The organism is Arthrobacter globiformis (assembly GCF_030818015.1).
Taxonomy (GTDB): domain Bacteria; phylum Actinomycetota; class Actinomycetes; order Actinomycetales; family Micrococcaceae; genus Arthrobacter; species Arthrobacter globiformis_C.
Map to the genome: position 1 here is coordinate 767,831 of NZ_JAUSZX010000001.1, position 24,743 is coordinate 792,573.

22 protein-coding genes are annotated in these 24,743 nt (G+C 66.8%); 12 read left to right on the forward strand and 10 right to left on the reverse strand.

The features are described 5' to 3' along the window. Positions 1 to 128 precede the first annotated feature (128 nt). The 3 genes from QFZ23_RS03595 to QFZ23_RS03605 all read left to right on the forward strand — a co-directional run bounded on the left by QFZ23_RS03595 (position 129) and on the right by QFZ23_RS03605 (position 4,243). Entirely contained in the window at positions 129 to 1,562 is a 1,434-nt protein-coding gene (locus tag QFZ23_RS03595; RefSeq protein WP_306920570.1) for an aldehyde dehydrogenase family protein, read from the forward strand. Between the two features lie 65 nt (positions 1,563 to 1,627). Continuing rightward, complete coding sequence (gene rfaE2 / locus QFZ23_RS03600) at positions 1,628 to 3,145, forward strand: D-glycero-beta-D-manno-heptose 1-phosphate adenylyltransferase (protein WP_306920571.1); 1,518 nt, start codon at positions 1,628 to 1,630, stop codon at positions 3,143 to 3,145. Between the two features lie 84 nt (positions 3,146 to 3,229). Continuing rightward, a complete protein-coding gene (locus tag QFZ23_RS03605) occupies positions 3,230 to 4,243 on the forward strand; it encodes a spermidine synthase (protein ID WP_306920572.1) in 1,014 nt (337 codons plus the stop codon). Between the two features lie 3 nt (positions 4,244 to 4,246). Here QFZ23_RS03605 and QFZ23_RS03610 read toward each other — a convergent pair whose 3' ends face one another. Further along, positions 4,247 to 5,164, reverse strand: coding sequence for a LysR family transcriptional regulator (locus tag QFZ23_RS03610; protein WP_306926638.1), 918 nt, complete (start codon positions 5,162 to 5,164; stop codon positions 4,247 to 4,249). A 152-nt stretch (positions 5,165 to 5,316) separates the two neighbouring features. Between QFZ23_RS03610 and QFZ23_RS03615 the strand changes: the two genes are divergently transcribed. After that, on the forward strand, positions 5,317 to 6,066 hold the full coding sequence (locus QFZ23_RS03615; RefSeq protein ID WP_306926640.1) for a 3-hydroxybutyrate dehydrogenase: 750 nt from the start codon (positions 5,317 to 5,319) through the stop codon (positions 6,064 to 6,066). A gap of 22 nt (positions 6,067 to 6,088) precedes the next feature. Here the strand turns inward: QFZ23_RS03615 and QFZ23_RS03620 are convergent, their stop codons facing one another. The 5 genes from QFZ23_RS03620 to QFZ23_RS03640 all read right to left on the reverse strand — a co-directional run bounded on the left by QFZ23_RS03620 (position 6,089) and on the right by QFZ23_RS03640 (position 10,209). Next, a complete protein-coding gene (locus QFZ23_RS03620; RefSeq protein WP_306920573.1) occupies positions 6,089 to 6,724 on the reverse strand; it encodes a LysE family translocator in 636 nt (211 codons plus the stop codon). Positions 6,725 to 6,805: 81 nt separating this feature from the next. Next, positions 6,806 to 7,024: a helix-turn-helix domain-containing protein gene (locus QFZ23_RS03625; RefSeq protein WP_306920574.1), complete on the reverse strand. Its 219-nt coding sequence runs from the start codon at positions 7,022 to 7,024 to the stop codon at positions 6,806 to 6,808. Between the two features lie 46 nt (positions 7,025 to 7,070). After that, positions 7,071 to 7,325 carry a hypothetical protein gene (locus QFZ23_RS03630; RefSeq protein WP_306920575.1) on the reverse strand — a complete coding sequence of 85 codons (255 nt, stop codon included), beginning with the start codon at positions 7,323 to 7,325 and terminating at the stop codon, positions 7,071 to 7,073. A 257-nt stretch (positions 7,326 to 7,582) separates the two neighbouring features. Continuing rightward, positions 7,583 to 9,124 carry an amino acid permease gene (locus QFZ23_RS03635; protein ID WP_306920576.1) on the reverse strand — a complete coding sequence of 514 codons (1,542 nt, stop codon included), beginning with the start codon at positions 9,122 to 9,124 and terminating at the stop codon, positions 7,583 to 7,585. A 167-nt stretch (positions 9,125 to 9,291) separates the two neighbouring features. Then, a complete protein-coding gene (locus QFZ23_RS03640; protein ID WP_306920577.1) occupies positions 9,292 to 10,209 on the reverse strand; it encodes an SDR family oxidoreductase in 918 nt (305 codons plus the stop codon). Positions 10,210 to 10,418: 209 nt separating this feature from the next. On the opposite strand from QFZ23_RS03640, the gene QFZ23_RS03645 reads away from it, so the two are divergent. From QFZ23_RS03645 to QFZ23_RS03660, 4 genes are all read left to right on the forward strand, one after another. Further along, positions 10,419 to 11,243: an IclR family transcriptional regulator gene (locus QFZ23_RS03645; protein ID WP_306920578.1), complete on the forward strand. Its 825-nt coding sequence runs from the start codon at positions 10,419 to 10,421 to the stop codon at positions 11,241 to 11,243. A gap of 251 nt (positions 11,244 to 11,494) precedes the next feature. Continuing rightward, positions 11,495 to 13,192: a urocanate hydratase gene (gene hutU / locus QFZ23_RS03650; protein WP_306920579.1), complete on the forward strand. Its 1,698-nt coding sequence runs from the start codon at positions 11,495 to 11,497 to the stop codon at positions 13,190 to 13,192. 5 nt (positions 13,193 to 13,197) lie between these two features. Next, on the forward strand, positions 13,198 to 14,790 hold the full coding sequence (gene hutH, locus QFZ23_RS03655; protein ID WP_306920580.1) for a histidine ammonia-lyase: 1,593 nt from the start codon (positions 13,198 to 13,200) through the stop codon (positions 14,788 to 14,790). Between the two features lie 165 nt (positions 14,791 to 14,955). Then, a complete protein-coding gene (locus tag QFZ23_RS03660; RefSeq protein ID WP_306920581.1) occupies positions 14,956 to 15,192 on the forward strand; it encodes a hypothetical protein in 237 nt (78 codons plus the stop codon). A 111-nt stretch (positions 15,193 to 15,303) separates the two neighbouring features. Here the strand turns inward: QFZ23_RS03660 and QFZ23_RS03665 are convergent, their stop codons facing one another. Beyond that, positions 15,304 to 15,564: a hypothetical protein gene (locus QFZ23_RS03665; RefSeq protein WP_306920582.1), complete on the reverse strand. Its 261-nt coding sequence runs from the start codon at positions 15,562 to 15,564 to the stop codon at positions 15,304 to 15,306. A 203-nt stretch (positions 15,565 to 15,767) separates the two neighbouring features. On the opposite strand from QFZ23_RS03665, the gene QFZ23_RS03670 reads away from it, so the two are divergent. Next, the gene (locus tag QFZ23_RS03670) at positions 15,768 to 17,072 is read left to right on the forward strand and encodes a cation:proton antiporter (protein ID WP_306920583.1); all 1,305 of its coding nucleotides are present in this window, start codon (positions 15,768 to 15,770) and stop codon (positions 17,070 to 17,072) included. Between the two features lie 73 nt (positions 17,073 to 17,145). Then, positions 17,146 to 19,359, forward strand: a complete 2,214-nt coding sequence (locus QFZ23_RS03675) for a transglycosylase domain-containing protein (RefSeq protein ID WP_306920584.1) — start codon at positions 17,146 to 17,148, stop codon at positions 19,357 to 19,359. A gap of 30 nt (positions 19,360 to 19,389) precedes the next feature. Here the strand turns inward: QFZ23_RS03675 and hutG are convergent, their stop codons facing one another. Continuing rightward, positions 19,390 to 20,346, reverse strand: a complete 957-nt coding sequence (hutG, locus tag QFZ23_RS03680) for a formimidoylglutamase (RefSeq protein ID WP_306920585.1) — start codon at positions 20,344 to 20,346, stop codon at positions 19,390 to 19,392. A gap of 96 nt (positions 20,347 to 20,442) precedes the next feature. Further along, a complete protein-coding gene (locus QFZ23_RS03685) occupies positions 20,443 to 21,882 on the reverse strand; it encodes an NCS2 family permease (protein ID WP_306920586.1) in 1,440 nt (479 codons plus the stop codon). 111 nt (positions 21,883 to 21,993) lie between these two features. On the opposite strand from QFZ23_RS03685, the gene QFZ23_RS03690 reads away from it, so the two are divergent. Continuing rightward, entirely contained in the window at positions 21,994 to 22,602 is a 609-nt protein-coding gene (locus QFZ23_RS03690; protein WP_306920587.1) for a copper resistance CopC family protein, read from the forward strand. A gap of 25 nt (positions 22,603 to 22,627) precedes the next feature. Here QFZ23_RS03690 and QFZ23_RS03695 read toward each other — a convergent pair whose 3' ends face one another. Continuing rightward, complete coding sequence (locus QFZ23_RS03695; RefSeq protein WP_306926643.1) at positions 22,628 to 23,257, reverse strand: FAD-binding protein; 630 nt, start codon at positions 23,255 to 23,257, stop codon at positions 22,628 to 22,630. Between the two features lie 446 nt (positions 23,258 to 23,703). Here QFZ23_RS03695 and QFZ23_RS03700 point away from each other — a divergent pair, with 446 nt between their 5' ends. Beyond that, on the forward strand, positions 23,704 to 24,741 hold the full coding sequence (locus tag QFZ23_RS03700) for a universal stress protein (protein ID WP_306920588.1): 1,038 nt from the start codon (positions 23,704 to 23,706) through the stop codon (positions 24,739 to 24,741). The last annotated feature ends 2 nt before the right edge of the window (positions 24,742 to 24,743 follow it).

A 24,743-nucleotide genomic window follows, 5' to 3' on the forward strand; every position in this document is an offset into this window, starting at 1 on the left:
CCGGCCGCCAGCTCTGAAACTCCTGCACCTGGCGCGTGTAAACCCCTCGACGCCGGGGTACGGATCACCTCAGAGAGGGCGGGACTGACGGTCCGGCAGCCACAGGCCAATCCCCAGTGAGGAGCCACATGCAATCGACCATCGCCAGCGAGCTGGCCAATGCGGAAGACGTGCTCACAATCCTGAACCCGCGAACCGGGGAAACCGTCGGCAGCCTTTCCGTCGCCGGCGCCGAGGATGTGGCGGGAGCCGTGGCGGCTGCCCGCGCTGCCCAGCCCGGCTGGGCGGCCACGCCTCCGGGGGAGCGTGGCAAGCTGCTGCGCGAGGCCGCCCGCGCGCTGGAGGCGGCCGCTGCAGGGCTTGCGGAACTGAACGCACAGGAGACCGGCCGTCCAGTAGATGAAGCTCTTGCCGGCATTGCCGCCGGTGTTTCCACGCTGGAGCAGTATGCGGAACTTGGTCCCGTACACCGGGGGCATAGCCTGCGCGGCAACCCGCTGGCAGCTGATTACACCGTCGCCGAGCCCCGCGGCGTGGCCGTCCTGCTGACCCCGTGGAACGACCCCGTCGCCGTCGCCTGCGGACTCATCGGGGCGGCCCTGGTCACCGGGAACACCGCCATTCATAAACCGAGCGAGCGATGCCCCCACCTGGGGAAGCTGCTGGGGGAGACGCTGGCGCCGGTATTTCCAAGCAACGTGCTGGTCACGCTCACAGGCGGGGCCGACGTCGGGACCCTCCTTACGCAGCAGCCGGACGTTGATATGTTCGCCCACGTCGGATCCAGCGTGACCGGTGACCGGATTGCGCGGGCGGCAGTGCTGACGGGTGCCTATGTCATCAGGGAAAACGGCGGGAACGATCCGCTGTTGGTGGATGCGGACGTTGATCCCCGCTGGGCCGCGGAACAGGCGGCGATCGGGGCCTTCAGCAACAGCGGGCAGATCTGCACGTCGGTGGAGAGGATCTACGTCCACCGGTCCATCGCCGAACCGTTCTGCCAGGCACTTGTGGAGCAGGCCCGGGACCGCAACAGGGAAAACCGGCTCGCGCCGCTCGTGGATACCCGGATGCGGGACGCCGTCCATCGGCATGTGGCGGAAGCGATGCAGCTGGGCGCGCGGGCGGAGGAGGGCGGCGCGGTCCCGGACGGGCCCGGCGCCTTCTATCCGGCTACGGTCCTGGTGGACTGCACCGATTCTATGGACGTTATGGCCGAGGAAACCTTCGGCCCAGTGGCCCCGGTGCGCATGGTGGACACCTTCGAAGAAGGGCTCGCCCTCGCCGCGGCCGGCCGTTACGGACTGGCCGCAACCGTCCTGACTGGCAGCATCGCCCATGCCCAGCAGGCCGTCGCAGCTCTGCTGGTGGGGACCGTCAAGGTCAACGAGGTGTTCGGCGGCGCACCAGGCGGGGCCGCCCAGCCCCGGGGCGAAAGCGGGCACGGATTCGGGTATGGGCCAGAACTCCTCGACGAATTTACCCGCGTCAAGGTCGTGCACATTGCTGCGCCGCCCGCACCCGCAGAATCTGCACAGCCAGCCCAGGGAGTAGCGTCGTGACCGCCGCAGCACCGGGCACCGGAGGATTAGCTGGGGACGACGGCGGGCCGAAGCATTCCGAACCAGTGCCTTCCGAACCAGTGCTTTCCGAACAGCGCGGCCTTGCCGCCTGGCTTCCCCGGAGGCTGGCCCAGGAGCAGCCGGCCATCACGGTGGTGGGCGACTTCATGCTCGACGGCTGGTGGACCGGCTCGATCGACAGGATGTGCCGCGAGGCCCCGGCTCCCGTGGTGGACATCGCCCGCCGTGACTTTGCTCCCGGCGGCGCGGCCAACACCGCCATGAACCTGGCCGCCCTCGGGGCCCGCGTCAGCGTGGCCGGCATCATCGGGACGGACGACGCCGGCGCGGAACTTAGGCGCCAGCTGGCCGCCGCCGGGGTGGACACCACGCTGCTCGCCGAGCACCCGGACATGGTCACCACCACCAAGGTCCGGATCAGCAGCGGCGGCCAGGTCCTGCTGCGCTTCGACGACTCGGCGAAAGCTGTTCCGGCCGAGGCCTTGGCGACATTCGAGGCGGCGGTGCCCACGGCCGTCGGCCGCCAGAACGCGGTGGTGATCTGCGACTACGGGACGGGAGTCCTCGCGGAGCCGGTGCGCAGTCGGCTCATCGAGACCCTTGCACGCCGTGGGCAGGACACGCTTGTGGTGGTGGACGCGCACGACCCACGCCCGTGGGCAGGACTTGAGCCGGACTTGGTCACGCCCAACGCGCAGGAGGCGGCCAGGATGCTGGACCTTCGGCTGGGCAGCGGGCCCGAACGTGCAGATGTGGTGACCGCGCACGGCGGCGAGCTGCTGCAGGCGACGGGGGCACGCGCCGTCGTGGTCACGCTGGACCGGGACGGAACGGTCCTCATCCCGGCGGCCGGAAACCCGCATCGGACGTGGGCGCGGCCGGCTGCCGAGAAGCAGGCCTCCGGCGCGGGCGACACCTTCGTGGCGGCACTGACCCTGTCGCGTGCCGCGTCGCTTCCGCTGACAGCCAGTCTGGATCTGGCGCAGGCGGCGGCGGACGTGGTGGTCCACCATCCCGGGACGTCCGTCTGCGGCACGGACGAGCTGGGCCGTTACCTGGAAAGCTTCGCGGACACGGCCCTGGCGGCCGACGAACTGGAACGGCACATCCGTGCCCACCGCAGCGACGGCCAGCGCGTGGTGCTGACCAACGGCTGTTTCGACGTCCTGCACCGTGGGCATACGCGCTACCTGAACCAGGCCAAGCAGCTCGGCGACATCCTGGTGGTGGCGCTCAACAGTGACGACTCCGTTCGGAAGCTCAAGGGGCCGGACCGTCCCATCAACAGCGTCGCGGACCGGGCAGCCGTGATCGCCGCCCTGAGCTGCGTGGATTACGTCACCGTCTTCGACACCCCGACGCCGATTCCCCTGATCGAGCAGCTGCGGCCGGAAATCTACGCCAAGGGCGGGGACTACACACCGGAGATGCTGGCTGAAACCGAAGCCGTGGAGGCCTACGGCGGCACGGTGACCATCCTCGACTACGTGGCCGAGCGCTCCACCACGGCCATGGTCCAGCGCATCCGCAACGGCGGGGGAGCACCCGTGCCGGAGGGGTAGAACCCGCTGGCAGGGAGCGAGGCCGGGACTGCGGCAGCCTGCGGTCAACTAGGCTTGAAGCATGACGGTAGCGGCGGAGAACTGATGGCACGGCGCATCAAGTCAGGTGGAAAATCGGGACCCAAACCCGGCACCAAATCCGGCGGCAAACGAGGCAGGGCAGCGGCCTCCGATGTGCTGGAAGTTCCGAGGCAAGTGCGTCCCGGGGGAGCTCGTGCAGACGGCCCCGTTGAGGGCATCTACTACATCGACACCGGCGACTGCGAGCTCATCGCGGACCAGGACAACTCCACCGGTTGGCTCCTTCGCATCAACGGCGTGATGAGTTCCCACATCGACCTCGCCGATCCGCTGTTCCTCGACTTCGAGTACATGCGCTGGATGTCCGCCCTGATCGAATCCCGCTGGCCGACGGAGGCCAAGCCCAGGCTGCGGGGCCTGCATCTGGGCGGCGGAGCCTGCTCGATGGCCCGCTACTTTCATGCTGCCTATCCGGACGCCCGGCAGGTGGTGGTGGAACTGGATGGGAAGCTTGCCGAATACGTCCGCGGCTGGTTCGACCTGCCTAAGGCTCCGCTGCTGCGGCTGCGGGTCGGCGAGGCCCGCGCTGTGACGGAAACCTTGACCCCGGACACCCGCGACTTCATCATCCGGGACGTGTTCGCCGGCGCGGTGACACCTTTTCCGCTGACCACCGCCGAGTTCAACGCGCACGTGCGGCGCGTGCTGGCGCCAGGCGGCATTTACGTGGTGAATTCGGGCGACGGCCCGGACCTGAAAAACGCCCGTGAGGATGCCGCCGCCATCGCGGCCGCGTTCGAGCACACCACCATCATCGCGGACCCGGCCATGCTCAAAGGCCGCCGGTACGGCAACATGGTGATGGCGGGCAGCGACCAGCCGTTCGGGGATGATCCGCAGCTCGCGCGGCGGCTCCTGGGCGGGGCGGTGCCCGCCCACATCTGGAACGATGCCAAGGTCCGGGCCTTCGCCGCCGGAGCCTCGGTGCGCCACGACCCTGCCTCAAGCACAGATACTCAAGCCAGCACCGAAACCGCGATCACCGCTCTGGGACCCACCGCCGACACTGGGCCTTAGCCTTCAGTCAGCGGCTGAGCCGCCGCGTCCCTGCCCGAGTAGCCACTGCCGGTGCGCCGTGGTCTGTTCACGCAGCGCCGTGACTACCGCGGCGACGGCCGGCCGACGCATCGAGTCGGGCCGCAGGACCATCCAGTAGGGCAGCCGTTCGGCGATGCTCCCGGGCAGCAGCCGGACCAGGTCCTGGTGCCGGTCGGCCATGAAACAGGGGAGGAACCCGACCCCGGCGCCGGCCCGGGTGGCCTCGACGTGCACGAACACGTTGGTGGAGCTGACGCCGTCGCGCATGGCCGGCACCAGCCGGCGCGGTGCGTCGAGGTCGTCCACCTGCAACATCGAATCCACGAAGTAGACGAGCGGATGGGCGGTCAGGGCCTCCACCGAGTCCGGCATTCCGTTGGCCTCGATGTACGAGCGGGACGCGTACATCCCGAGCTCGTACTCGCCCAGCCGGAACGCTTCGGCCCGGTGCACCTGCGGCTCGCCCACCACCACCTCGATGTCCAGTCCCGAGCGTTGCTGCAGTGCCCGCCGCGTGACGGTGACGATCTCGACGCTGAGCCCCGGGTGATCCCTCCTCAGCCGTGCCACCGCCGGAGCGGCGATGTACGCGCTGAAGCCGTCGGTCGCCGTCATGCGTACGACGCCGGTAATCGGGTCGGGTGCCTGGCCTGACGGTCCCAGCGCACGCACCGCCGTTTCCACCTGCTCAGCGACCAGCACGGCCTGGGCGCCGAGTTCGGTCAGCTCCCAACCCCCGGAGGCCCGGGCCAGAACACGGCCGCCCAGGGCCTTTTCCAGTGCGGCAATCCGGCGTGAAACGGTGGTGTGGTTCAGGCCCAGGACCTGGGCCGCCGTCGTGAACTTCGCCGAGCGTGAGACGGCGAGCAACACCAGCAGGTCGTCCGGGTTGGCATCCATATCTGCAATTTTGCACGAATCCAGTGCCTGATTAGTCATTGAACCGCGTTCCTTCTGCAGGAATACTCGGGTGAATTGGAAGTGCTGCACGCGGCGGCACGTGTCAACGTGGACACATTGAGGAGCAGACTGTGGACGCACAAGGTCCGGACGTGGAAAAGAACCTGAACGGCCTCAAGGCCCTGGTCACCGGCGGTGCCAGCGGCATCGGCGCGGCGTGCGTACGGGAGCTGGCCGCCAGGGGAGCCAAGGTGGTGGTGGCCGACGTCGACGAAGCCGGCGCCGCGGCCCTCGCCGATGAGGTGGGCGGCACGGCCTGGGCAATCGACCTCCTGGACGTCGAGGCACTTGCCGCGCTGAGCCTGGATTGCGACATCTTGGTGAACAACGCCGGCATCCAGCGCATCAGCCCCATCGAAGACTTCGATCCCGGGGCGTTCCGGCAGATCCTGGCGCTCATGCTCGAGGCCCCCTTCCTGCTGATCCGTGCCGCACTGCCGCACATGTACGCCAATGGTTTCGGGCGCATCATCAACCTGTCGTCGGTGCACGGTCTCCGGGCCTCCCCGTTTAAGAGTGCTTACGTCTCGGCGAAGCACGGTCTTGAGGGGCTGAGCAAGGTGACGGCACTTGAAGGCGGCGAGCACGGGGTTACGTCCAACTGCATCAACCCCGGTTACGTGCGAACCCCGCTGGTGGAGAAGCAGATCGCGGACCAGGCACGTGTCCATGGGATTCCGGAGTCAGAGGTCCTGGCGAAGGTGATGCTCACGGAGTCCGCGGTGAAACGGCTTGTGGAACCCGAAGAGGTGGCCTCGCTGGTTGCGTGGCTGTCCTCCGACGCCGCCGGAATGGTCACCGGGGCCAGCTACACAATGGACGGGGGCTGGTCCGCCCGGTAGTCCCCCCGGACGGCGTGGCCCACTAGTTCTTGGTACCCGTCAGGGCGAGGGTGCCGCCGAGCCCGATCATCATCACCCCGCCAGTGGTGGTAACAGCTGCCACGCGGCGGGGTGAGCGGGCGAACCATTGCCTCGCAGTTCCTGCCGCGAGTGCCCACACACTGTCCGAGACCAACGCGATGCCCAGGAACGTGGCACCAAGCAGGGCGAGCTGGACCGGGATAGCGCCGGCAGAATGGTCCACGAACTGGGGGAGGACCGCTATGAAGAACACCACGGACTTCGGATTGGTGGCCCCGACAATGAAGCCTTCGCGCAGAATCCGCCGGGTGGAGGCCGGCCTGGACGGATCCGGGCCTGCAGGGCCGCCCCGGCGGTGGAGCACCGCCAGGATTCCCAGATAGACAAGGTAGGCCGCGCCGGCGAACTTCACCACCGTGAACAGCAGCATCGACTCAGCCAGCACCACGCCGAGGCCCAGGGCCACCGCTGCGATTTGCAGCAGTTCCCCGGCAGCATTGCCAAGAACGCTCAGCAGGCCGCCCCGCCGCCCCAGGGCCAGCGACCGTCCGATGACGAACAGGACGCTGGGGCCCGGGACGGCGATCAGCAGCGCGGAGACCAAGGCAAAGGCCAGGAGATTCTGCAGCGGGAGCATGCCTGATCGTAACGCCAGCGGATGTCAACCAGCCAGCACCGATGTGCTTCAGGCCCGTTGCGGCCTAGGCAGTTTCCCGCGTCAACCGCGTGCGCTCTGTGGGTCCTCCGTTGCCACGTTGCCCGAGGCCCGGATGTACTCCTCCACAGCCGACTCCGGCACACGGTATGACTTGCCGAACCGGTCGGCCGCCAGCGTGCCGGCCCGAACCATCCGGTAGACGGTCATTTTGGAAAGGCGCAGGGCTGCGGCGACCTCGGCAATGGTGAGGTACGCGGTGGGCAGGTTGGCGATGGACATGGGATCGGCTCCTGTCGGTCTCGGCTGGACTGGCGGGATGACCCGCCTAGTCCGGCCGCCTCAGTTGCCGGTAGTCGTAAAAGTACACCCGGTCCGAGGATCGGACCCCGATCGACCGGCCGTTCTTGACCACAACAGTGCCTTCGCGCCTGCCGTTGAACGGATCGTCGCCCACCAGGACGTCGCCGATCTTGTACGGAACAGCGGCCGTACGCGCCCGCTGCAGTGTCTGGGCCAGGAAACCGGGTGACCGCCCGGATTGAATATGCTCTGCCGGCGCCCCGGCCTGGATTTCCAACATGAGGACCACTCCTTCACAGTGTGACCAGTCGTCGAATCACTGGCGGCGCGGGTCCGGGTCATTATCCGGGGTCAATACCCCAGCCGGCTGGCACCGTGTAGTCCACTGTAGGAAGGAATCACATACGCCACACGAGTAACATCTACCCCATTTATCACATTAGGCACTCGCGTAACAGGCGGCGAGTACCTGTCTTTACCCATTTTTACTACTTGTTTCTGCCTATTTCAGCCTGGCGCGCCATTTCCCCGGGAATCCTACTCAGTTTTGGCGACCGCCGGCAGCGGCGAGGTCTCATCCTCAAGGTAGGCCCGCCGTCGTCCATTGCCTTTGACCCAAAGCCGGTAGGCGACCACCAGGAGCCCCAGCCACACAGCTCCCACATAGAGTGCTACGCGGGTGTCCTCGAAGACGCCAAGCACCGCGATCACCAGCCCCATGAAGCCGATGGCGAGGACGGATGCCGCAGGCCACCAGGGCGAGGGGAAGTCCGACGCCGGCAGGCCCTTCCGGGCGATCTCGCGTTTCATCGCCACATGGGAGGCGAGAATCATTACCCACACCCAGACCGTGGCGAAGGTGGCGATGGAGGCGATGAGCAGGAAGACATCTTCCGGAATGACCGCGTTCAGCACCACTCCCACCAGCAGAATCCCGGCCATCATCACCACGGTCATCCACGGCACGCCGTGCCGGGAAACCCGCCCGAAGCTCTGCGGTGCGTGCCCCTGCTTGGCCAAACCGAAGAGGATCCGCCCGGCGCCGAAGATGTCGCTGTTGATGGCGGACAGGGCGGCGGTGATTACGACGGCATTGAGGATGTGCGGTGCGGCGGGAATGCCCAGTCCGCTGAAGATCTGGACGAACGGGCTGCCGTTGCTGCCGATTTCGTTCCACGGAAAGAGGCTCATCAGCACGCCGAGGGTGAGTACGTAGAACAGCAGGACCCGGACCGGCACTGTGTTGACGGCCTTGGGAATCACCTTCTTGGGATCTGCTGCCTCGCCGGCCGTGATGCCGATGGTTTCAATCCCGCCGAAGGCGAACATGACGACGGCGAACGAGGCCAGGAGCCCCTCGAAGCCATTCGGGAACAGGCCGCCGTGCTCCACCAGGTTCCCCAGGCCCGGGGCGGCCGAGGCGTCACCGTTCTGGAACCCGAAGGCAAGGATGGCCGCGCCGCCCGCGATCATGGCGATAATGGCTGCAACCTTGACCAGCGTGAACCAGAATTCGAGTTCGCCGAAGACCTTTACGCTCAGCAGGTTCAGCGCCGCGAGGAGGAAGATGATGGCCAGGATCCACACCCACCGCTCCACGGACGGGAACCAGAAGCCCATATAAATGCTGAAGGCGGTGACATCGGCGATGGCCACGATCGCCATTTCGAAGACGTAGGTCCAGCCGGTCACGAAGCCTGCCAGCGGGCCAAGATACCGGCTGGCGTACTGCCCGAAGGATCCGGAGACCGGGTGCCGCACGGCCATTTCCCCCAGGGCGCGCATCACCATGAACACGGCGGCGCCGCCGATCATGTAGGCGAACAGCACGGCTGGGCCGGCTTTTTGGATGGCCGAGGCCGAACCGTAGAACAGGCCGGTGCCGATGGCGGAGCCCAGCGCCATGAAGCGGATGTGGCGGACGTTGAGGCCGCGGTTCAGAACGGTTTCGACGGCGATGCTCGCCGTTCCGACGGCGTTGCGCGTGGTTCCGACGGCGGCCGTGCTTTCGGTGGAGGTGCTCTCAGCGGTTGTGCTGTCGGGCGCCGCCGTTTCGGCTGCTGTTTGGGCTTGTGGCATGCGAATACCTTCTCGTCATTGGGAGGGGGATCGCTATCCAGCAGACCATGTTCGGGGGAGCTGTGATTAGACTCACGGGCTCTTGGTGTCTTCGATCTCAGACTGTAACTGTCGGCTGTGGCCGGTAGATGGCAGGACCGAGCTCAGCTCTGGCGGCCTTATCCACCTCAGCGGTAGCCGGTAGCGTCGGCCGGCAGACCGGCCTCCTGGACCTCCTCCAGGTAGCGCCAGCAGTCCGGCCGGGAGCCGTCGACGTCGGTGAAGCCGTACTCCAGCGCCAGCCCGCCGGAGGAGAACGAGCCGCCGGATCGGCGGTGCGCGTCAGAATCGGCCGCGAGGGCTGCGACCGCCCGGCCCACAAAGCGCGGGCTTTCCGAAATGGCGGCGAAGTGCGGATTCGTGGCCGCTGCCTCGCGCCAATTGGCTTCGGTCACGCCATAGTGCTCGAGCATCATTTCCGAGCGCATCCACCCAGGTGTCAGTGCCACAGCGGTGCAACAGAACGGCTTCAGCTCCTCGGCCTGGCTGAAGGCGAGCCGCAGGACAGCGGACTTGGCGAGGTCGTAAAACGCGGAGAGCCGGTAATGCGCGACGTTGTACTCTTTCGTTCCGTCTGTCATTTCCACCACCAGTCCTCCCGGCTGCCGGATGAGCAGCGGCAGCGCGAAGTGGCTCGTGATCAGGTGCGTGTCGACGGCGCCGTGCAGCATCCGCAGTCCGCCGTCCAGGTCGTGTTCCCAGAGGGGTGTGTTCCATTGGATGAGGTTTTCGCCGCCCCAAATGTCATTCACCAGGATGTCCAGCCTGCCGTGCTCGTGGTCGATTCGGCGGACCAGCGCTTCCACCTCCGGGGCGTTGAGATGGTCCACCGCCACTGCGATGCCGGTCCCGCCGGCCGCGCTCACCATGGCTGCCGTTTCATCGATGGTTTCCGGGCGACGATAGTCGGACGTCTGGCCCTTGGTAGTGCGTCCGGTGCAGTAGACCACCGCCCCGGCCTCACCCAAGGCCACGGCGGTTCCGCGACCTGCCCCTCGTGTGGCCCCGGCGACCAGAGCAACCTTGCCCTTTAGCGGAAATTCCATGGACAAAACGCTACATCGGTGCGCGGGAAAGCGGGATGATGGTGCCGGTTGAGCCGATGTCCGGTATTCCGGACGGTGGTGCTTCTGAAGGAGGGTTACAGCGAGCGGACTGGGCGCAAGCTTAAGTACGGGATACCGGACACCTTTCGGCTAAACCTGGAAAAGACAGAAATCCCAAAAACAGCCAAACGACGAGGCCTGGAGGACACATGGCAGGCACCATGGCCGCAACGGCGGCAAAGCGGCCGGAATCAGCGGTCAAAGCGAAAGTTCCCGCCGCCGAAAACACCCTGCGGATCCTCAAGCTGTTGGCTTCCAAGCGGGGGCCGATGGCGGCGTCGAACATTGCCACGGCACTGGGGCTGCCGCGCTCAAGTGTCTACCACCTCCTGGGCGTCATGGAGGCGAACGGCTTCGTCCTGCACCTGCACGAGGAGCAGCGCTACGGCCTCGGCATCAGCGCCTTCGAGCTCAGTTCTGCGTACTCGCGGCAGGAACCGCTTTCCAGGCTGGGGCGGCCCATGCTCGCCTCTCTCGTTGATGTCCTTGGCGAAAGCGCACACCTGGCGGTCCTGCACGGCCGGGATGTGCTCTACATCGTGGAGGAGCGCGCCAAGAACCGGCCATCCCTGGTGACCGACGTCGGTGTCCGGCTGCCCAGCCATCTCACCGCCAGCGGCCGGGCCATCCTTGCCGCGCTGCCCAAGTCCCAGGTCCGCGCGCTCTATCCGAATGCCGCCGCCTTCACTGCCCGGCACGAGGTGGAGGGCGCCATCATGAAGTACTCGGCCCTGTCGTCGCATCTGGACCAGGTGCGGCAGCGTGGCTACGCCACGGAACACGGCGAGGTGACTCCCGGCTTTGGCTCAATCGCCGCCGCAGTCACGGATCACCTTGGATGGCCGACGGCGGCAGTCGCCGTCACGTTCCTGGAGGACAAACTGCCGGAGGACCAGTGGCCGGTGCTCGCCGCCCGCGTGCAGAAGGTCGCCGACGAGCTCTCGGTGCGCATCCACGGCCGCCCGGCGAAGTAGCCCCCGCCAGGCAGCGGCCCTCCCAAGGTGGCAGCAGCCCAAGCATCTAGCAGCACAGGGCGTTCCGAGCCGTGAGAGCGCCCTGAACTGCTACCTAGTTGGGTCTGGGATACCGGACAGCACCGGCCGGAAACCCCTGTCTGGCCCGCTCAGAAGGGGCTTTAGTTGATACAGAAGCATTCCGCTCACACCAAGAATTCCGCAACACGCAACAGCGATACACCACATACCCGCAATACGAAGGAGCCACCATGGCACCCGCCGATTTCACCACCGGTGCCCGCCCGGTCAAAGCAGCCCGCGGCACCGAGCTCACCGCCAGGTCCTGGCAGACCGAGGCACCGCTGCGCATGCTCATGAACAACCTCGATCCCGAGGTCGCCGAACGTCCCGATGACCTGGTGGTCTACGGCGGAACCGGCCGGGCGGTGCGCAGTTGGGCCGCGTTCGACGCGATCACCCGCACCCTGGAAACCATGGAGAAGGACGAGACCCTGCTGGTCCAGTCCGGCAAGCCGGTGGGTGTTTTCCGCACCAACGAATGGGCGCCGCGGGTGCTGCTGGCCAACTCCAATCTCGTCGGGGACTGGGCCACGTGGCCCGAATTCCGCCGGCTCGAGGCCGAGGGCCTGATGATGTACGGCCAGATGACGGCCGGGTCCTGGATCTACATCGGCACCCAGGGCATCCTGCAGGGCACGTTCGAGACGTTCGCCGCGATCGCCCGCAAGCTCACCGGCGATGAGAACGGCACGCTCGCCGGGACGCTGACCCTGACTGGCGGCTGCGGCGGCATGGGCGGCGCGCAGCCCCTCGCCGTCACCCTGAACGAGGGCGCGTGCCTGATTGTCGACGTCGACGAGACCCGACTGCGCCGCCGGGCCGGCAAGCGTTACCTGGACGAGGTAGAGACCGACCTCGACACCGCGATCGCCAAGGTCCTGAAGGCCAAGGAGGAACGCCGCGGCTGGTCCGTGGGGTTTGTAGGCAACGCCGCCGAGGTCTTCCCCGAGCTGCTGCGCCGCCACCAGGCCGGCGAGCTGGCCATCGATATCGTCACCGACCAGACCTCCGCCCACGACCCGCTGTCCTACCTGCCGGAGGGTATCTCCGTGGATGAGTGGCACCGCGAAGCCGACGCGGACCCGGAGGGCTTCACCAAGAAGGCCCAGGCATCGATGGCCAAGCACGTCCAGGCCATGGTGGAATTCCAGGACGCCGGCGCCGAGGTGTTCGACTACGGCAACTCGATCCGCGATGAGGCCCGCAAGGGCGGCTACAGCCGGGCGTTCGAGTTTCCCGGCTTCGTCCCGGCCTACATCCGGCCCCTCTTCTGCGAGGGCCTGGGCCCGTTCCGCTGGGTGGCGCTCTCCGGTGACCCCAAGGACATCGCCGTCACGGACCAGGCCATCAAGGAGCTGTTCCCGGAGAACAAACACCTGCACCGCTGGATCGACGCCGCCGGCGAACGCGTCGAGTTCGAAGGCCTGCCGGCCCGTATTTGCTGGCTGGGCTACGGCGAACGCGCCAAGGCCGGCCTGCTGTTCAACCAGCTCGTCAAGGAAGGCAAGGTCAAAGCGCCCATCGTGATCGGCCGCGACCACCTGGACTCCGGCTCGGTCGCCTCCCCATACCGGGAAACGGAAGCCATGGCCGACGGCTCGGACGCGATCGCTGACTGGCCGCTGCTGAACGCCCTGCTCAACACCTCCTCCGGGGCCACCTGGGTCTCGATCCACCACGGCGGCGGGGTCGGCATCGGCCGCTCCATCCACGCCGGCCAGGTCTCCGTCGCCGACGGCACGGACCTCGCAGCGCAGAAGCTCGAACGGCTCCTCACCAACGACCCCGGCATGGGCGTCATCCGCCATGCCGACGCCGGCTACGACCGCGCCGTCGACGTCGCCAGGGAGCGCGGCGTCCGCATCCCGATGAACGAAAAGAAGTAGGCATCATGACTGTAACTACACACCAACCGCTCACCGTTACCCTCGGGGCCAGCGGTGCCACGCCCGAGGACGTCCTCGCCGTCGCCCGCCACAACGCCAAGGTGACCATCTCCCAGGAAGCCCTGGACGCCGTCGCCAAAGTCCGCGCGCACATCGACGAACTGGCCCACAGCGACGTGCCCGCGTACGGCATCTCCACGGGTTTCGGCGCGCTGGCCAACCGCCACATCCCCGGCGAGCTGCGCACCCAGCTGCAGAAGTCGCTGATCCGCAGCCACGCCGCCGGCATGGGCCCGGCCGTGGAACGCGAGGTGGTCCGCGGCATCATGTTCCTGCGCGCCAAGACGCTGGCATCGGGCCGCACCGGGGTCCGGCCCGTAGTGCTGCAGACCATGGTCGACGTGCTCAACGCCGGCATCACCCCGGTGGTCCGCGAGTTCGGTTCGCTGGGCTGCTCCGGCGACCTGGCACCGCTGTCCCACTGCGCCCTGGTCCTCATGGGCGAAGGGGAGGCAACCGGACCGGACAGCGAACTCTACGGGGGTGCCGGCCAGCGCACGGTTGCCGAGCTGCTAGCCGAACACGGCATTGAGCCGGTGACCCTGGCCGAGAAGGAAGGGCTGGCGCTGGTCAACGGCACCGAGGGCATGCTGGGCATGCTCCTGATGGCCATCGCTGACCTGCGGCAACTGCTGACGACGGCGGACATCACCGCGTCTCTTAGCGTGGAGGCGCTGCTCGGCACGGACCAGGTGTTCCTGCCCGAGCTGCACGCCGCCCTCCGCCCGCACCCGGGCCAGGCTGCCAGTGCCAACAACATGCTCCGGGTCCTGTCCCACTCAGCGATCGTTGCCTCGCACCGCGTGGGCGATTCCCGCGTCCAGGACGCCTACTCCCTGCGCTGCGCCCCTCAGGTCGCGGGCGCCGTCCGGGACACGGTCGACCACGCTGAACTTGTGGCCTCCCGCGAACTGGCCGCCGCCATCGACAACCCCGTGGTCCTGCCTGATGGCCGGGTCAGCTCCAACGGCAACTTCCACGGTGCCCCGGTGGCCTACGTGCTCGACTACCTGGCCATTGCCGTGGCGGACCTCAGCTCCATCGCCGAACGGCGGACGGACCGCATGCTGGACCCGGCCCGCTCGCACGGCCTGCCGGCGTTCCTGGCCGCGGATCCGGGCGTGGACTCGGGCCTCATGATCGCCCAGTACACCCAGGCCGGGCTGGTCTCGGACAACAAGCGGCTCGCGGTTCCCGCGTCCGTGGACTCCATCCCGAGCTCCGCCATGCAGGAGGACCACGTGTCCATGGGCTGGCACGCTGCCCGCAAGCTCCGGAAGGCCGTGGAGAACCTGCGCCGGGTGCTCGCAATCGAACTCGTGACCTCGGCACGGGCGATTGACATGCGCACCCAGCTTTCCGGCGGCCAGCTGACTCCGGGACCTGCCGGGGCGGCCGTCCTCGCAACGCTCCGGACCGTCGTCGGCGGTCCCGGCACGGACCGGTTCCTCTCACCCGAGCTTGAGGCCGCCGACCGGCTGGTTGCTTCGGGTGCGGTGCGGGTGGCAGCCGAATCCGCCGTCGGCAACCTCGCCTGAGGTTGAACAATGTGCACCGCCGGCATGTATTTGCCGGCGGTGCCGAAATAGTCTGCAACGCGCCGGACACAGGCCGGAGACTGTAGTAGAACTAAAGGTGTAGTAAAAGTCACATCAAAGAGGCTGTGGCGTAAGAAGAACATCCACAAAGGGGTAGAAGTTCAAATGAAAGCACGCGGGACAGTCCTGTCCAGACGCATTGCACACGCAGCTACGGTTTCCGACTGGGGGTCGCTGCACGTGGGCGAGCGGGTTGAGATCATCAAGCATGCGCACGTTATTGCGGCAGGCGAGGTGGAGGAAATCTCACGGAGCGGCAACGTGTTGTGGCTGATCTGTGGTGGAGCGCATGAGTCCCAGCTCTTTATGAAGTCCGACGGCGTGCAGGTGCGCCGGATGTAGTCCGGCTGAAGCCGTGCGGTAGAACGCACACCAGAAATCAAAAAGCCCCCGACCTTGGATCATCGGCCGTTTGGCCAGAATGAGTCCAGGATCGGGGGCTTTTTTCGCGTGTTAAGCTGCGATGTCCTCGTGTGTTTCACCGAAGGGAACAGACTCGTCGAGGGCCACCGTGTAGCGGCCTGGCTCACGGCGCGTGACCCTGATGCCGCAGGTGCCTTCCTGGGCGGCCGTTTCGATCAGCGTCTCTACCGCGTTTTCCAGGCCGTCGTGGACCTGATCGGCACTTGTGAACGCCAAGTCGATGGACCGGGCATCCGCGGAGCGAGACGCGCTCGTAGGAGCGGTTGGGCGCTCCATGGTTGCTGTGCTCATGTACTGACTTTCTATGATTTTTGCCGGGGGGCAAGAGACCATTCTACCGGGAAGCGCCACAAAGGTCAGATGACTGTCATTTGACAGAGCATGTGACTAGCTTTGTTCAGGCGCGGTGATCCGCGCCCGTCTACCCTCCCGGGCGCGGGAGCGGGCGGATAGTGTTGGTCAGGTCTGAGTGGCCGCCGGCACAGGAGGTGACCGTGTTTGAAGGTGCCAGCATCATGTTCGCCGCGGCGGGCGTAGCCGTCTTTGTTGCCGCCATCCTGCCCAAGGCGCTGCGCAATGCTCCCATCTCCATGCCGATGGTCTTCCTGGGGGCCGGCGCCGCCGCCTTCGGCTTGCTTCGCAACCTCCCCGACCCGAACCCCGTCCGGCACCCCGAGCTGACGCTGCACCTGACCGAGATCTGCGTGATCATCTCGCTCATGGGAGCCGGCTTGGCGCTGGACCGTTCGGTCAGCTGGCGGAACTGGGCCACCACATGGCGGATGCTCGGTATTGCCATGCCCCTGTGCATGCTTGGCCTGACGCTCCTCGGACTCTGGCTGCTGGGACTGGGGCTCGCCGCCGCGCTCCTCGTGGCCGCCGCCCTGGCCCCCACGGATCCGGTGCTGGCCTCCGAGGTGCAGGTGGGCGAGCCGGCCGACGCGGAGGAGGGCACGGACAAGGAGGACGAGGTCAGGTTCGCCCTGACCTCGGAGGCGGGACTGAACGACGGGCTTGCCTTTCCCTTTGTGTACCTGGCTATTGCCATGAGCCTCGTGGGGACCGCCCCGTCGGCCTGGTTTCCGGAGTGGTTCGGCCTGGACGTCCTGTGGCGCATCGGAATGGGCGTGCTGCTGGGCTACGGCACGGGCAAGGCCCTGGGCCGGCTTTTCTTCTCCGCCCGGCACGACAGTATCCGGCTGTCCAACCACTCCGAAGGCTTCGTTGCGCTGGCCGCCACCTTCCTGGCCTACGGCCTGACCGAGATGATCGAGGGCTACGGCTTCATTGCAGTGTTCGTCTGTGCCGTGACCATCAGGGCGGAGGAGCGCACCCACGGCTATCACCGCATTCTTCACTCCTATGTGGAACAGCTCGAGCGGCTCATGACAGTGGTCATCCTGGTGCTCCTGGGCGGGTCGATCGCGCGGGGGCTGCTGGCCGGCGTCGGGTGGGCCGAGGTGGGCGCGGCGCTGGCCTTCCTGGTCCTGGTCCGTCCGCTGTCCGGCTGGTTGGCGCTGGCCCGCGGCAAAACCGGTCCCCGGGAGCGGATCGCCATTTCCTTCTTCGGCATCCGGGGCATCGGGTCCCTGTATTACCTTGCCTATGCCTTGGGCCAGGGCAGCTTCGGGGACCAAACGGAGTACCTGTGGAGCATCATCGGACTCGTCGTGGCCATGTCCGTGGTGCTGCACGGGGCCACCACGGCGCCGGTCATGAAGCGCCTGGACAGGCTCCGCGAACGCAGGGCAGCCGAGAAATTCGGCGACGAGGGAAAGGCGCCGCACACGCCGGTCTGACCCGCGGATCACGAATCACGCGGAGAGCAGCGAGTATTCTGCTTTCCGACCGATCGTGTGGTGAGCTTGGATTATGGCAGGCAGAAGGTTGGTATCCCGTTTGGCTCTTGCACTGGCAAAGTTGCTGGGGTTCGTGGTTGTCAGCTGCCTCTGCGGGGTCCTCGTGGCCAGCTTCTTGGTGCCCGGGGCCGCCCTCGCCGGCACCTCGGTCAGCAAGTCGATTTCCTACTTCAACGGCCTCCCCACCGAACTCGCGGTGCCGGCGCCGTCGCAAACCACCCGCATGCTGACGGCGGACGGCAAGCTCATCGCCAGTTTCTACTCAGAGAACCGGGTCCGCGTTCCGCTGAAGCAGATGTCCCCGTTTATCCGGAAGGCGGTCGTCGCCATCGAGGACAGCCGGTTCTATGAGCACAGCGGCGTAGACACTCAGGGCGTCCTCCGCGCGCTGACCAGCAACCTGACCCGTGGCGACCGGCAGGGCGCCTCCACCCTCACCCAGCAGTACGTCACCAACATTGTGAACGAGTCCCTGGTTTCCGAAGGCCGTGAGGACCAGGTGGTGCTCAGCGGGCAGAAGACCATGGGGGACAAGCTGCGCGAGATGCGGCTCGCCATGGCATTGGAGAAGAAATTCACCAAGGACCAGATCCTCGAGGGCTACCTCAACATCGTCTTCTTCAACCGCAGCGCCTATGGCATTGAGGCGGCGGCCCAGTATTTCTTCAGCGTTCCGGCCAGCAAGCTGACCCTGCCCCAGTCGGCGCTGCTCGCCGGGCTGGTCAACAGCCCCAGCTTCTACGATCCCGTGGCCAACCCCAAGAACTCGCTGAAACGCCGCAACCAGGTCCTCGGCGAAATGCTCAAGCAGAACATGATCACCAGGAAGCAGCATGACGCCGCCGTGGCCTCAGGGGTCGGCCTGAAGGTGCGGCCTTCGCGCCAGGGATGCGCCGCTGCCACCATGGCCCCGTACTTCTGCGACTATGTGACCCGGCTCTTCCTCAACAATCCGGCCTACGGCGCTGACACAGAGGCCCGCGAAAAGCGACTCTTCCGTGGCGGCCTGACCATCACCACCACGCTGGACAGCCGACTGCAGGCCAAGGCCCAGACGCAGGTGAACGCCACCGCCGGCGCCAATCCGGACAAGTGGGGCGCTTCGCTGGTTACCGTCCAGCCGGGCACCGGCCGGGTCCTGGCGATGGCGCAGAACACGGTGTACCTGCCCCAGCCAGGCAAGTTTGATACCCAGCTGAACTTCAACGTGGACGCCAAGGACGCCAACGGCAACGACCTCAACGGTGCCGGCGGGTTCCAGCCCGGTTCCACCATGAAGCCCTTCACCTTCGCCGAGTGGCTGCACCAGGGCAAGACCATGACCACGGTAGTGGACGCCTCGAAGCGCGAGTACCCGCTGGGCTTCCGCTGGCGGTCTTCCTGCGGCAAGGTGGCCGGCGGTTACAGCACGAAGCAGCGCAGGGCAGGGCTTGGAACGGCTGACGACCTGCAGAACGCCTCGGAGGGCTACTACCGCAAGATGCCGGCCGACTACGGGCTCTACAACTCCATCAACACGGCAACCTTTGCCGAGGCCGCGCAGCTGGACTTCTGCGGGATTCAGAACATGGTCAACGCCGTCGGGCTCCGCAGCGGGCTGGATGGGACGCCGGTCAACATGCACCAGCTGGGCAACCTGCTGGGCGGCACCGGCGTTGCCCCGCTGACCATGGCCAATGCCTTTGCCACTTTCGCCGCTGACGGCCGGTACTGCGTGCCGCTGGCCCTGGCCGGAGTGGCGGACATGGCGGGCAAGAAGCTTTCGGCGGAGGCTCGGGAGTGCAGCGAAACCGTGGACAAGAACGTGGTCCGCGGGGTGAACAAGGCCCTTCAGGACATGCTCAACAAGGGCTCCGGAATCTACATCAACCCCAAGGTGCAGAAGAGTGTGCCGGTGGCGGCCAAAACGGGCACCAACAACAGCAACGGAGCCACCTGGGTGCTGGGCTACACCACCGGCCTGGCCACGGCCTCGTTCTTCGGGGACGCCCTCGAGGGCCAGCAGCGTCCGGGCCGGAACATCACCGTCAACGGCAAGCACTACGACCGCATAGACGGCTACATGGTCGCGGGCCCGCAGTGGGCGAACTACATGCTCCAGGTGGCGCGGCTCTATCCCGCCGCCGCCTTCCCCAAGCCGCCGGCGTCGATCGTCAGCAAGCCCGCACCGAAGCCCAAAGCGCCCGCCCGGCCTACCCCGAAGCCCAAGCCCAAGCCCAAGCATTAAGCGGGCCTGGATGAACCCCGGGACTAACGCTCAGCCCAGCAGGATGCTGACCAGCCGCGCGGCCACCCGGGCCGTCCGGTTGTCGATGTCGAAGGCCGGGTTCAGCTCGGCCACGTCCGCGTGCAGCAGCTTGCCGCTGGCCACCACCTGGCGGCAGACGGCACTGATCACCGGCAGCTGAACACCATACGCCGCCGGGGCGCTGACGCCCGGGGCCACCGCCGCCGGCAGCACGTCCAGGTCGATGGTCAGGTACAGGACGTCGATCCCGCTGAGGAAATCCGCCACGAAGGCCTCGGCTGCCGCGGCGGTGCAGTCCTCATCGAGCAAGTATTCCACCCCCAGTTCGTCAGCGGTGCTGAACAGGGCGCGCGTGTTGTTGGGTTCGGAAATTCCGACGACGGCGTACCTCAGTTCGCGCCCGGCGGCCGCTTCCGCGCGGGCCATCTGGAGGAACGGGGTCCCAGAGCTGGGAGCGGCCTCGTCCCGGAGATCGAAGTGGGCATCAAGGTTGAGCACGCCCAGCCGCTGGCCATCGCGGACCGCCCGGGACCCTGCCACGCCAAGGTAGCTGGCGTAGGCGGTTTCGTGGCCGCCGCCCAGCAGCACGGTGAGGCGGCCGCCGTCGAGCAGTGCCGCAACGGCGAGGCCCGCGCGGGCCTGGCCGGCCTCCAGTTCGCCGTCGCGGACCGCCACGTCGCCGGCGTCGGCGACGTGGCGGTCCGAGTGGTAGGCGAGGGGGCCCAGCGCAGTGCGGATGGCCGCCGGGGCGGCCGCTGCTCCGGTCCTGCCCTTGTTCCGGCGCACGCCCTCGTCACTGCAGAAGCCGAGGATCACTGCGGGGCGCTGTGTAGAGGTGCTCAGGGCGGAGTTATCGGTGGCAGGCGTTACGGCCTGCCACCACCGGCGGTGGGCGTCGCCGCCGCCGTCGTAGCGGCCTGTCCAAGGGCGGGGTTGAACGTCAACGGAGAGCACAGGAAAGTCCATGCTCCAAGCTCACCGCACGGACCCAGTGGAAGCCAGCCGCGCCGCCGTCGTGATGTCTGAAATACCGGAAACCGAGACCCCAGGGGACTGCCGCTGCTACATGCCCAGCGACTGCTCAATCGGGCCGATGCCGAAGAACAGGACGAAGGCAGCGGCGACGGCCCACATCAGCGGGTGCACTTCGCGGGCGCGGCCCTGGAAGGTGCGGATGAGGACGTAGGAGATGAAGCCCGCGCCCAGGCCGTTGGCGATCGAGTAGGTGAACGGCATCAGCGTGAACGTGAGGAAGGCGGGCAGGGCGATGCCCCAGTCCTGCCAGTGGATCTTGCTGATTTGGGCCACCATCATGAAGCCGACCACCACCAGGGCGGGGGCCACGGCCTCGAAGGGCACGAGGTTGATCAGCGGGGTGAAGAACATGGCCACCAGGAACAGCAGGCCGGTCACGATCGAGGCCAGTCCGGTCCGCGCGCCTTCGCCGATGCCTGCACCGGACTCGACGTAGATCTGGTTGGAGGAGACGGACGCACCGCCGCCGACGATGGCGCCGAGGGCATCCACCTGCAGGACGCGGTCAACGTTGGGGATATTGCCGTCCTTGTCCACGGTGCCGGCCTCGTTGGCCAGGCCCACCATGGTGCCCATCGCGTCGAAGAAGATGCTGAGCAGGATGACGAACGCGAGCAGCGCTGCGGCCACGACGCCCAGATGGCCGAAGGCGCCGATCGGGTTAGCCTTGCCGATCAGGGAGAGATCGGGAGCGGCCCATTCGGTGAACTTGGGGGCAACCAGGGACCACCCCTGCGGGTTGAAATTTTTGCCGTCGAAGCTGGGGCCGATGTGGAGCGTGAACTCGAGGATGACCGCCAGGATGGTGGAGGCGACGATACCGATCAGGATGGCGCCCTTGACGTTGCGCACCAGCAGGGCGATTGTCAGTATGAGGCCGAACACGAACACCAGAGTGGGCCAGCCCAGGAGCTTGCCGTCAACGCCGAGACCAACCGGAACGGTGGTGCCGGCTGCGTCCGGAACGCGCCGGACGAAGCCGGCGTTGACCAGTCCGATGAGGGCGATGAACAGGCCGATGCCCACCACGATTGCGGTCTTGAGCCCGTCCGGAACGGCCCGGAACACGGCGGTCCGGAACCCGGTCAGGACCAGGATCATCATGGTGACGCCGGAGAGGACCACCAGTCCCATCATGTCCGGCCATGTCAGGCCCGGGTTGGTGGCCACTGTCACGGCCACGAAGGCGTTGACTCCCAGGCCGGTGGCCATGGCGAAGGGGTGCTTGGCCCACGCTCCCATGAGGATGGTCAGGATGCCGGCAACAAAAGCGGTGACGGCAGCAACCGCCTGGAAACCGAGGGTGGCGCCGGAGGAGTCCGCAACGGACAGGATCAGGGGGTTCAGCACCACGATGTAGCTCATGGCAAAGAAGGTGGCAAAACCGCCCCGGATCTCGCGGGAGAGGTTGGACCCCCGTTCGGAAATCTTGAAGTACCGGTCCAGTGCAGAGCCCTGCTTGAGCATTAGTCCTCCGGTGAGAGTGTGGGGGTTACTTGAATCCTAGTAGGTTGCCAAATGCCTACCCAGCAAATTCGCCTAGTGTGTAAGGAAGTCAACACTAGGAGTAGTCCGCCCATGCGTTTCACCCGCCAGCTGCTGTCCGCCCTCCTTGGCGCACTCGCGCTCGTCGCCCTGCTCCTTACGGCGGGACCCGCTTCCGCGCATGACGCCGCCGAATCCAGCAGCCCGGCCGACGGCGCCACAGTGGCGACAGTTCCCGCCAAGGTCTCGATAACCTTCAACAACACCCCGCTGGGGCTCGGCTCGCAGGTCAAGGTGACCGATGCCGCCGGAACAGACTGGGCCGACGGCAAGGTGGAGATCGTGGACAACGTCGCCTCGCAGAAGCTGCGGGATGGCGCACCTGCCGGGAAGTACACGGTGGTGTGGCGCGTGGTGAGCTCGGATTCCCATCCGATCGAGGGCACGTTCGGCTTTACCGCCACGGCCGCTGCGGCGGGGTCAACCTCGGCGCCGGTCCAGACCGTCGGTACGCCGCAGCCGGGAGCCACGCAGGCGACGGGCACTGCCCCGGATTCCTCGGAGCCCTTCCCGTGGAGCATCGTGGTGTTTGCAACCGTGGCTCTCGGCCTGCTCGTCACCCTCGGTGTGCTGGCACGCCGGAGGCTCGGCGTGGGCGACGATGACAATGACGGTGCCGAGTCTGGCGGAGGCGCGGCCTAACAGACGTCGACCTCCGGCGCCCGCTTCAGACAGCCGCGGCGGGCAGCGCCGGGAAGCTTCCGGTCAGCACCGACGGCACACTGTCCGGGTAGACCTTCGCCGAGATGGCCTGGCCCACCACCTTGGCCTGTCGCAGCACTTCCTTCGGCGTTGGCGTGATGAGCTCACCCACACCGACCAAGTAAATGCCTATGGCGCGCATGGCTGCGACGAGGTTGGTGCCAATGGAGATGCCGAGGTCCGTGAGCATGCGCCGCAGCTGGCTGTGGGCACAGCGCGTGAGCACAATGTGGTCGGCCAGCAGGACGCCGTCCGGGGTATGCACGGCCCAGCGGTGCAGTGAGGCTTCCGCCCCCGGCCCCATCTTGTCGAGCAACACGGCAGACGTGTCACTGCGGATGTCCAACTGGTGGCTTGACGCGTAGTTGCGCAGGTGCCGGAGGATTTCGTTCCGCTCCTGGATTGACGCTGCCTCGGCGTCGTCGCAGCGCTGGTGCCCGGATTTCTGGAACGACTGGCCGCCGGGGGATTCAAGCCGGCTGACGGTGATTGAATCAACCCCCCGGCGTCGGAGTTCCGAGGCGATGGCCAAACCGGGAAGTCCGGTACCGATGACCACAGTGGTGGTCCGTTCTGCGCCGCTGAGACCTGGCATGCGTGACACTACAGCTTCCTCCTCGAGAATTTCGAAGCGCAGGGCATCGTCGCCCGTGCACCGTCCACTGCCCCAGCAAGCAGACACAAGACATCTCCGGCTGTGCGGTCGAGGCACAATCCGGACCGATGGTGCCTCGACATTACAGAATTTTTTGGTCGCTGGATACCCCTCCGGAAACATTCGTTTGCAGGGCTTTGCGCGGCGTCACCGGAGCGCCCCGTGCAATGCCGGAGGAGCGCCTGGAAGGCGTGGAAAACAGCCTTCCGAGAGGACCTTCAGAGCCCCGGGGGGCCCGCTTGCTAAGAGGTCGCCGACCGAGAATAGTTGGACTTAAGGCAGGCTGTGCATAACCGGGAACCGGACGGCCTGCCGGTGACGGCTAGACGGGCTGCTTCTGGCAGAATAGCCGCATCATCAGGCAGTATCGCGAGGAGGCGGACCGAATGGACGCACACGAATTGCATCCCGACCCGGCACGGGATGGCGGTGCCCGGCACGCGAGGCCCGAAGGAATCGTCGTCGGCGTCGATGGTTCGGACCACGGCCAGTGCGCCCTCGTATGGGCTGCCCGTGAAGCCGAACGCCGCCGTCGTCCCCTCCACATTGTCACCGCCTACTCGGTGCCCATCTTTGCCGCATCCGGACTCGACGGCGGCTATGCCACCGTGGACGACTCGGTGATCCGCGAGGGCGCCGAGGCCATCCTGCAGCATGCCGTGGACAAGGCGGCCGGCTACAACATCAACGTCAGTGCCTCGGTCGAGAACGGCGACGCTTCCGGCGTGCTGCTAGACCTGTCCGAATCCGCCGAGCTGCTGGTCTTCGGGACACGGGGGCGGGGCGGCTTCGTAGGGCGCCTCCTCGGCTCCGTGAGCAGCGCGCTTCCGGCCCACGCCAAATGCCCCACGGTCACGGTTCCGCTGATCTGCTCCGACCGTCTGGGCGAGACCACACAGGACAAACACATCCGGGCCGAGCAGGCCAAGGCCGGCCACGGCCCTGTGGAACAGGTCGTGGCCGTGGGGGTGGACGGGTCCGAGCAGGCCCGCGTCGCGGTCCTGGAAGCCGCGGAGCAGGCCGAACGCCTGGGTGCGCCGCTACGCGTGATCTGCGCCGTGCCTCAGTACAGCGGATCCCTTGCCTGGGTTCCGGCCCCGCTGGACCGGGAAGCGCTTTTCGCCGATATCCAGGTCCAGCTGAAGGCTGGGGTGGCCTGGCTGCAGAGCCACTTCCCGCGGCTGGCCATCGAGACCCGCCTGCTGGACGGCTCGCCCGTGGATGTGCTGGTGGAGGCCAGCCGGCACGTTGAGCTGATAGTCGTGGGAACCCGTGGCCGCGGCGGCTTTACCGGCATGCTCCTGGGGTCGACGTCGGATGGCGTCCTGCACCACGCCAAGAGCCCCGTGATGGTGGTCCCGGACCGGGAAGACCCCCGGCTCGCCGACCGCGCCAGCTTCGGACCGATGCTCGGCGCCTCGTAGCG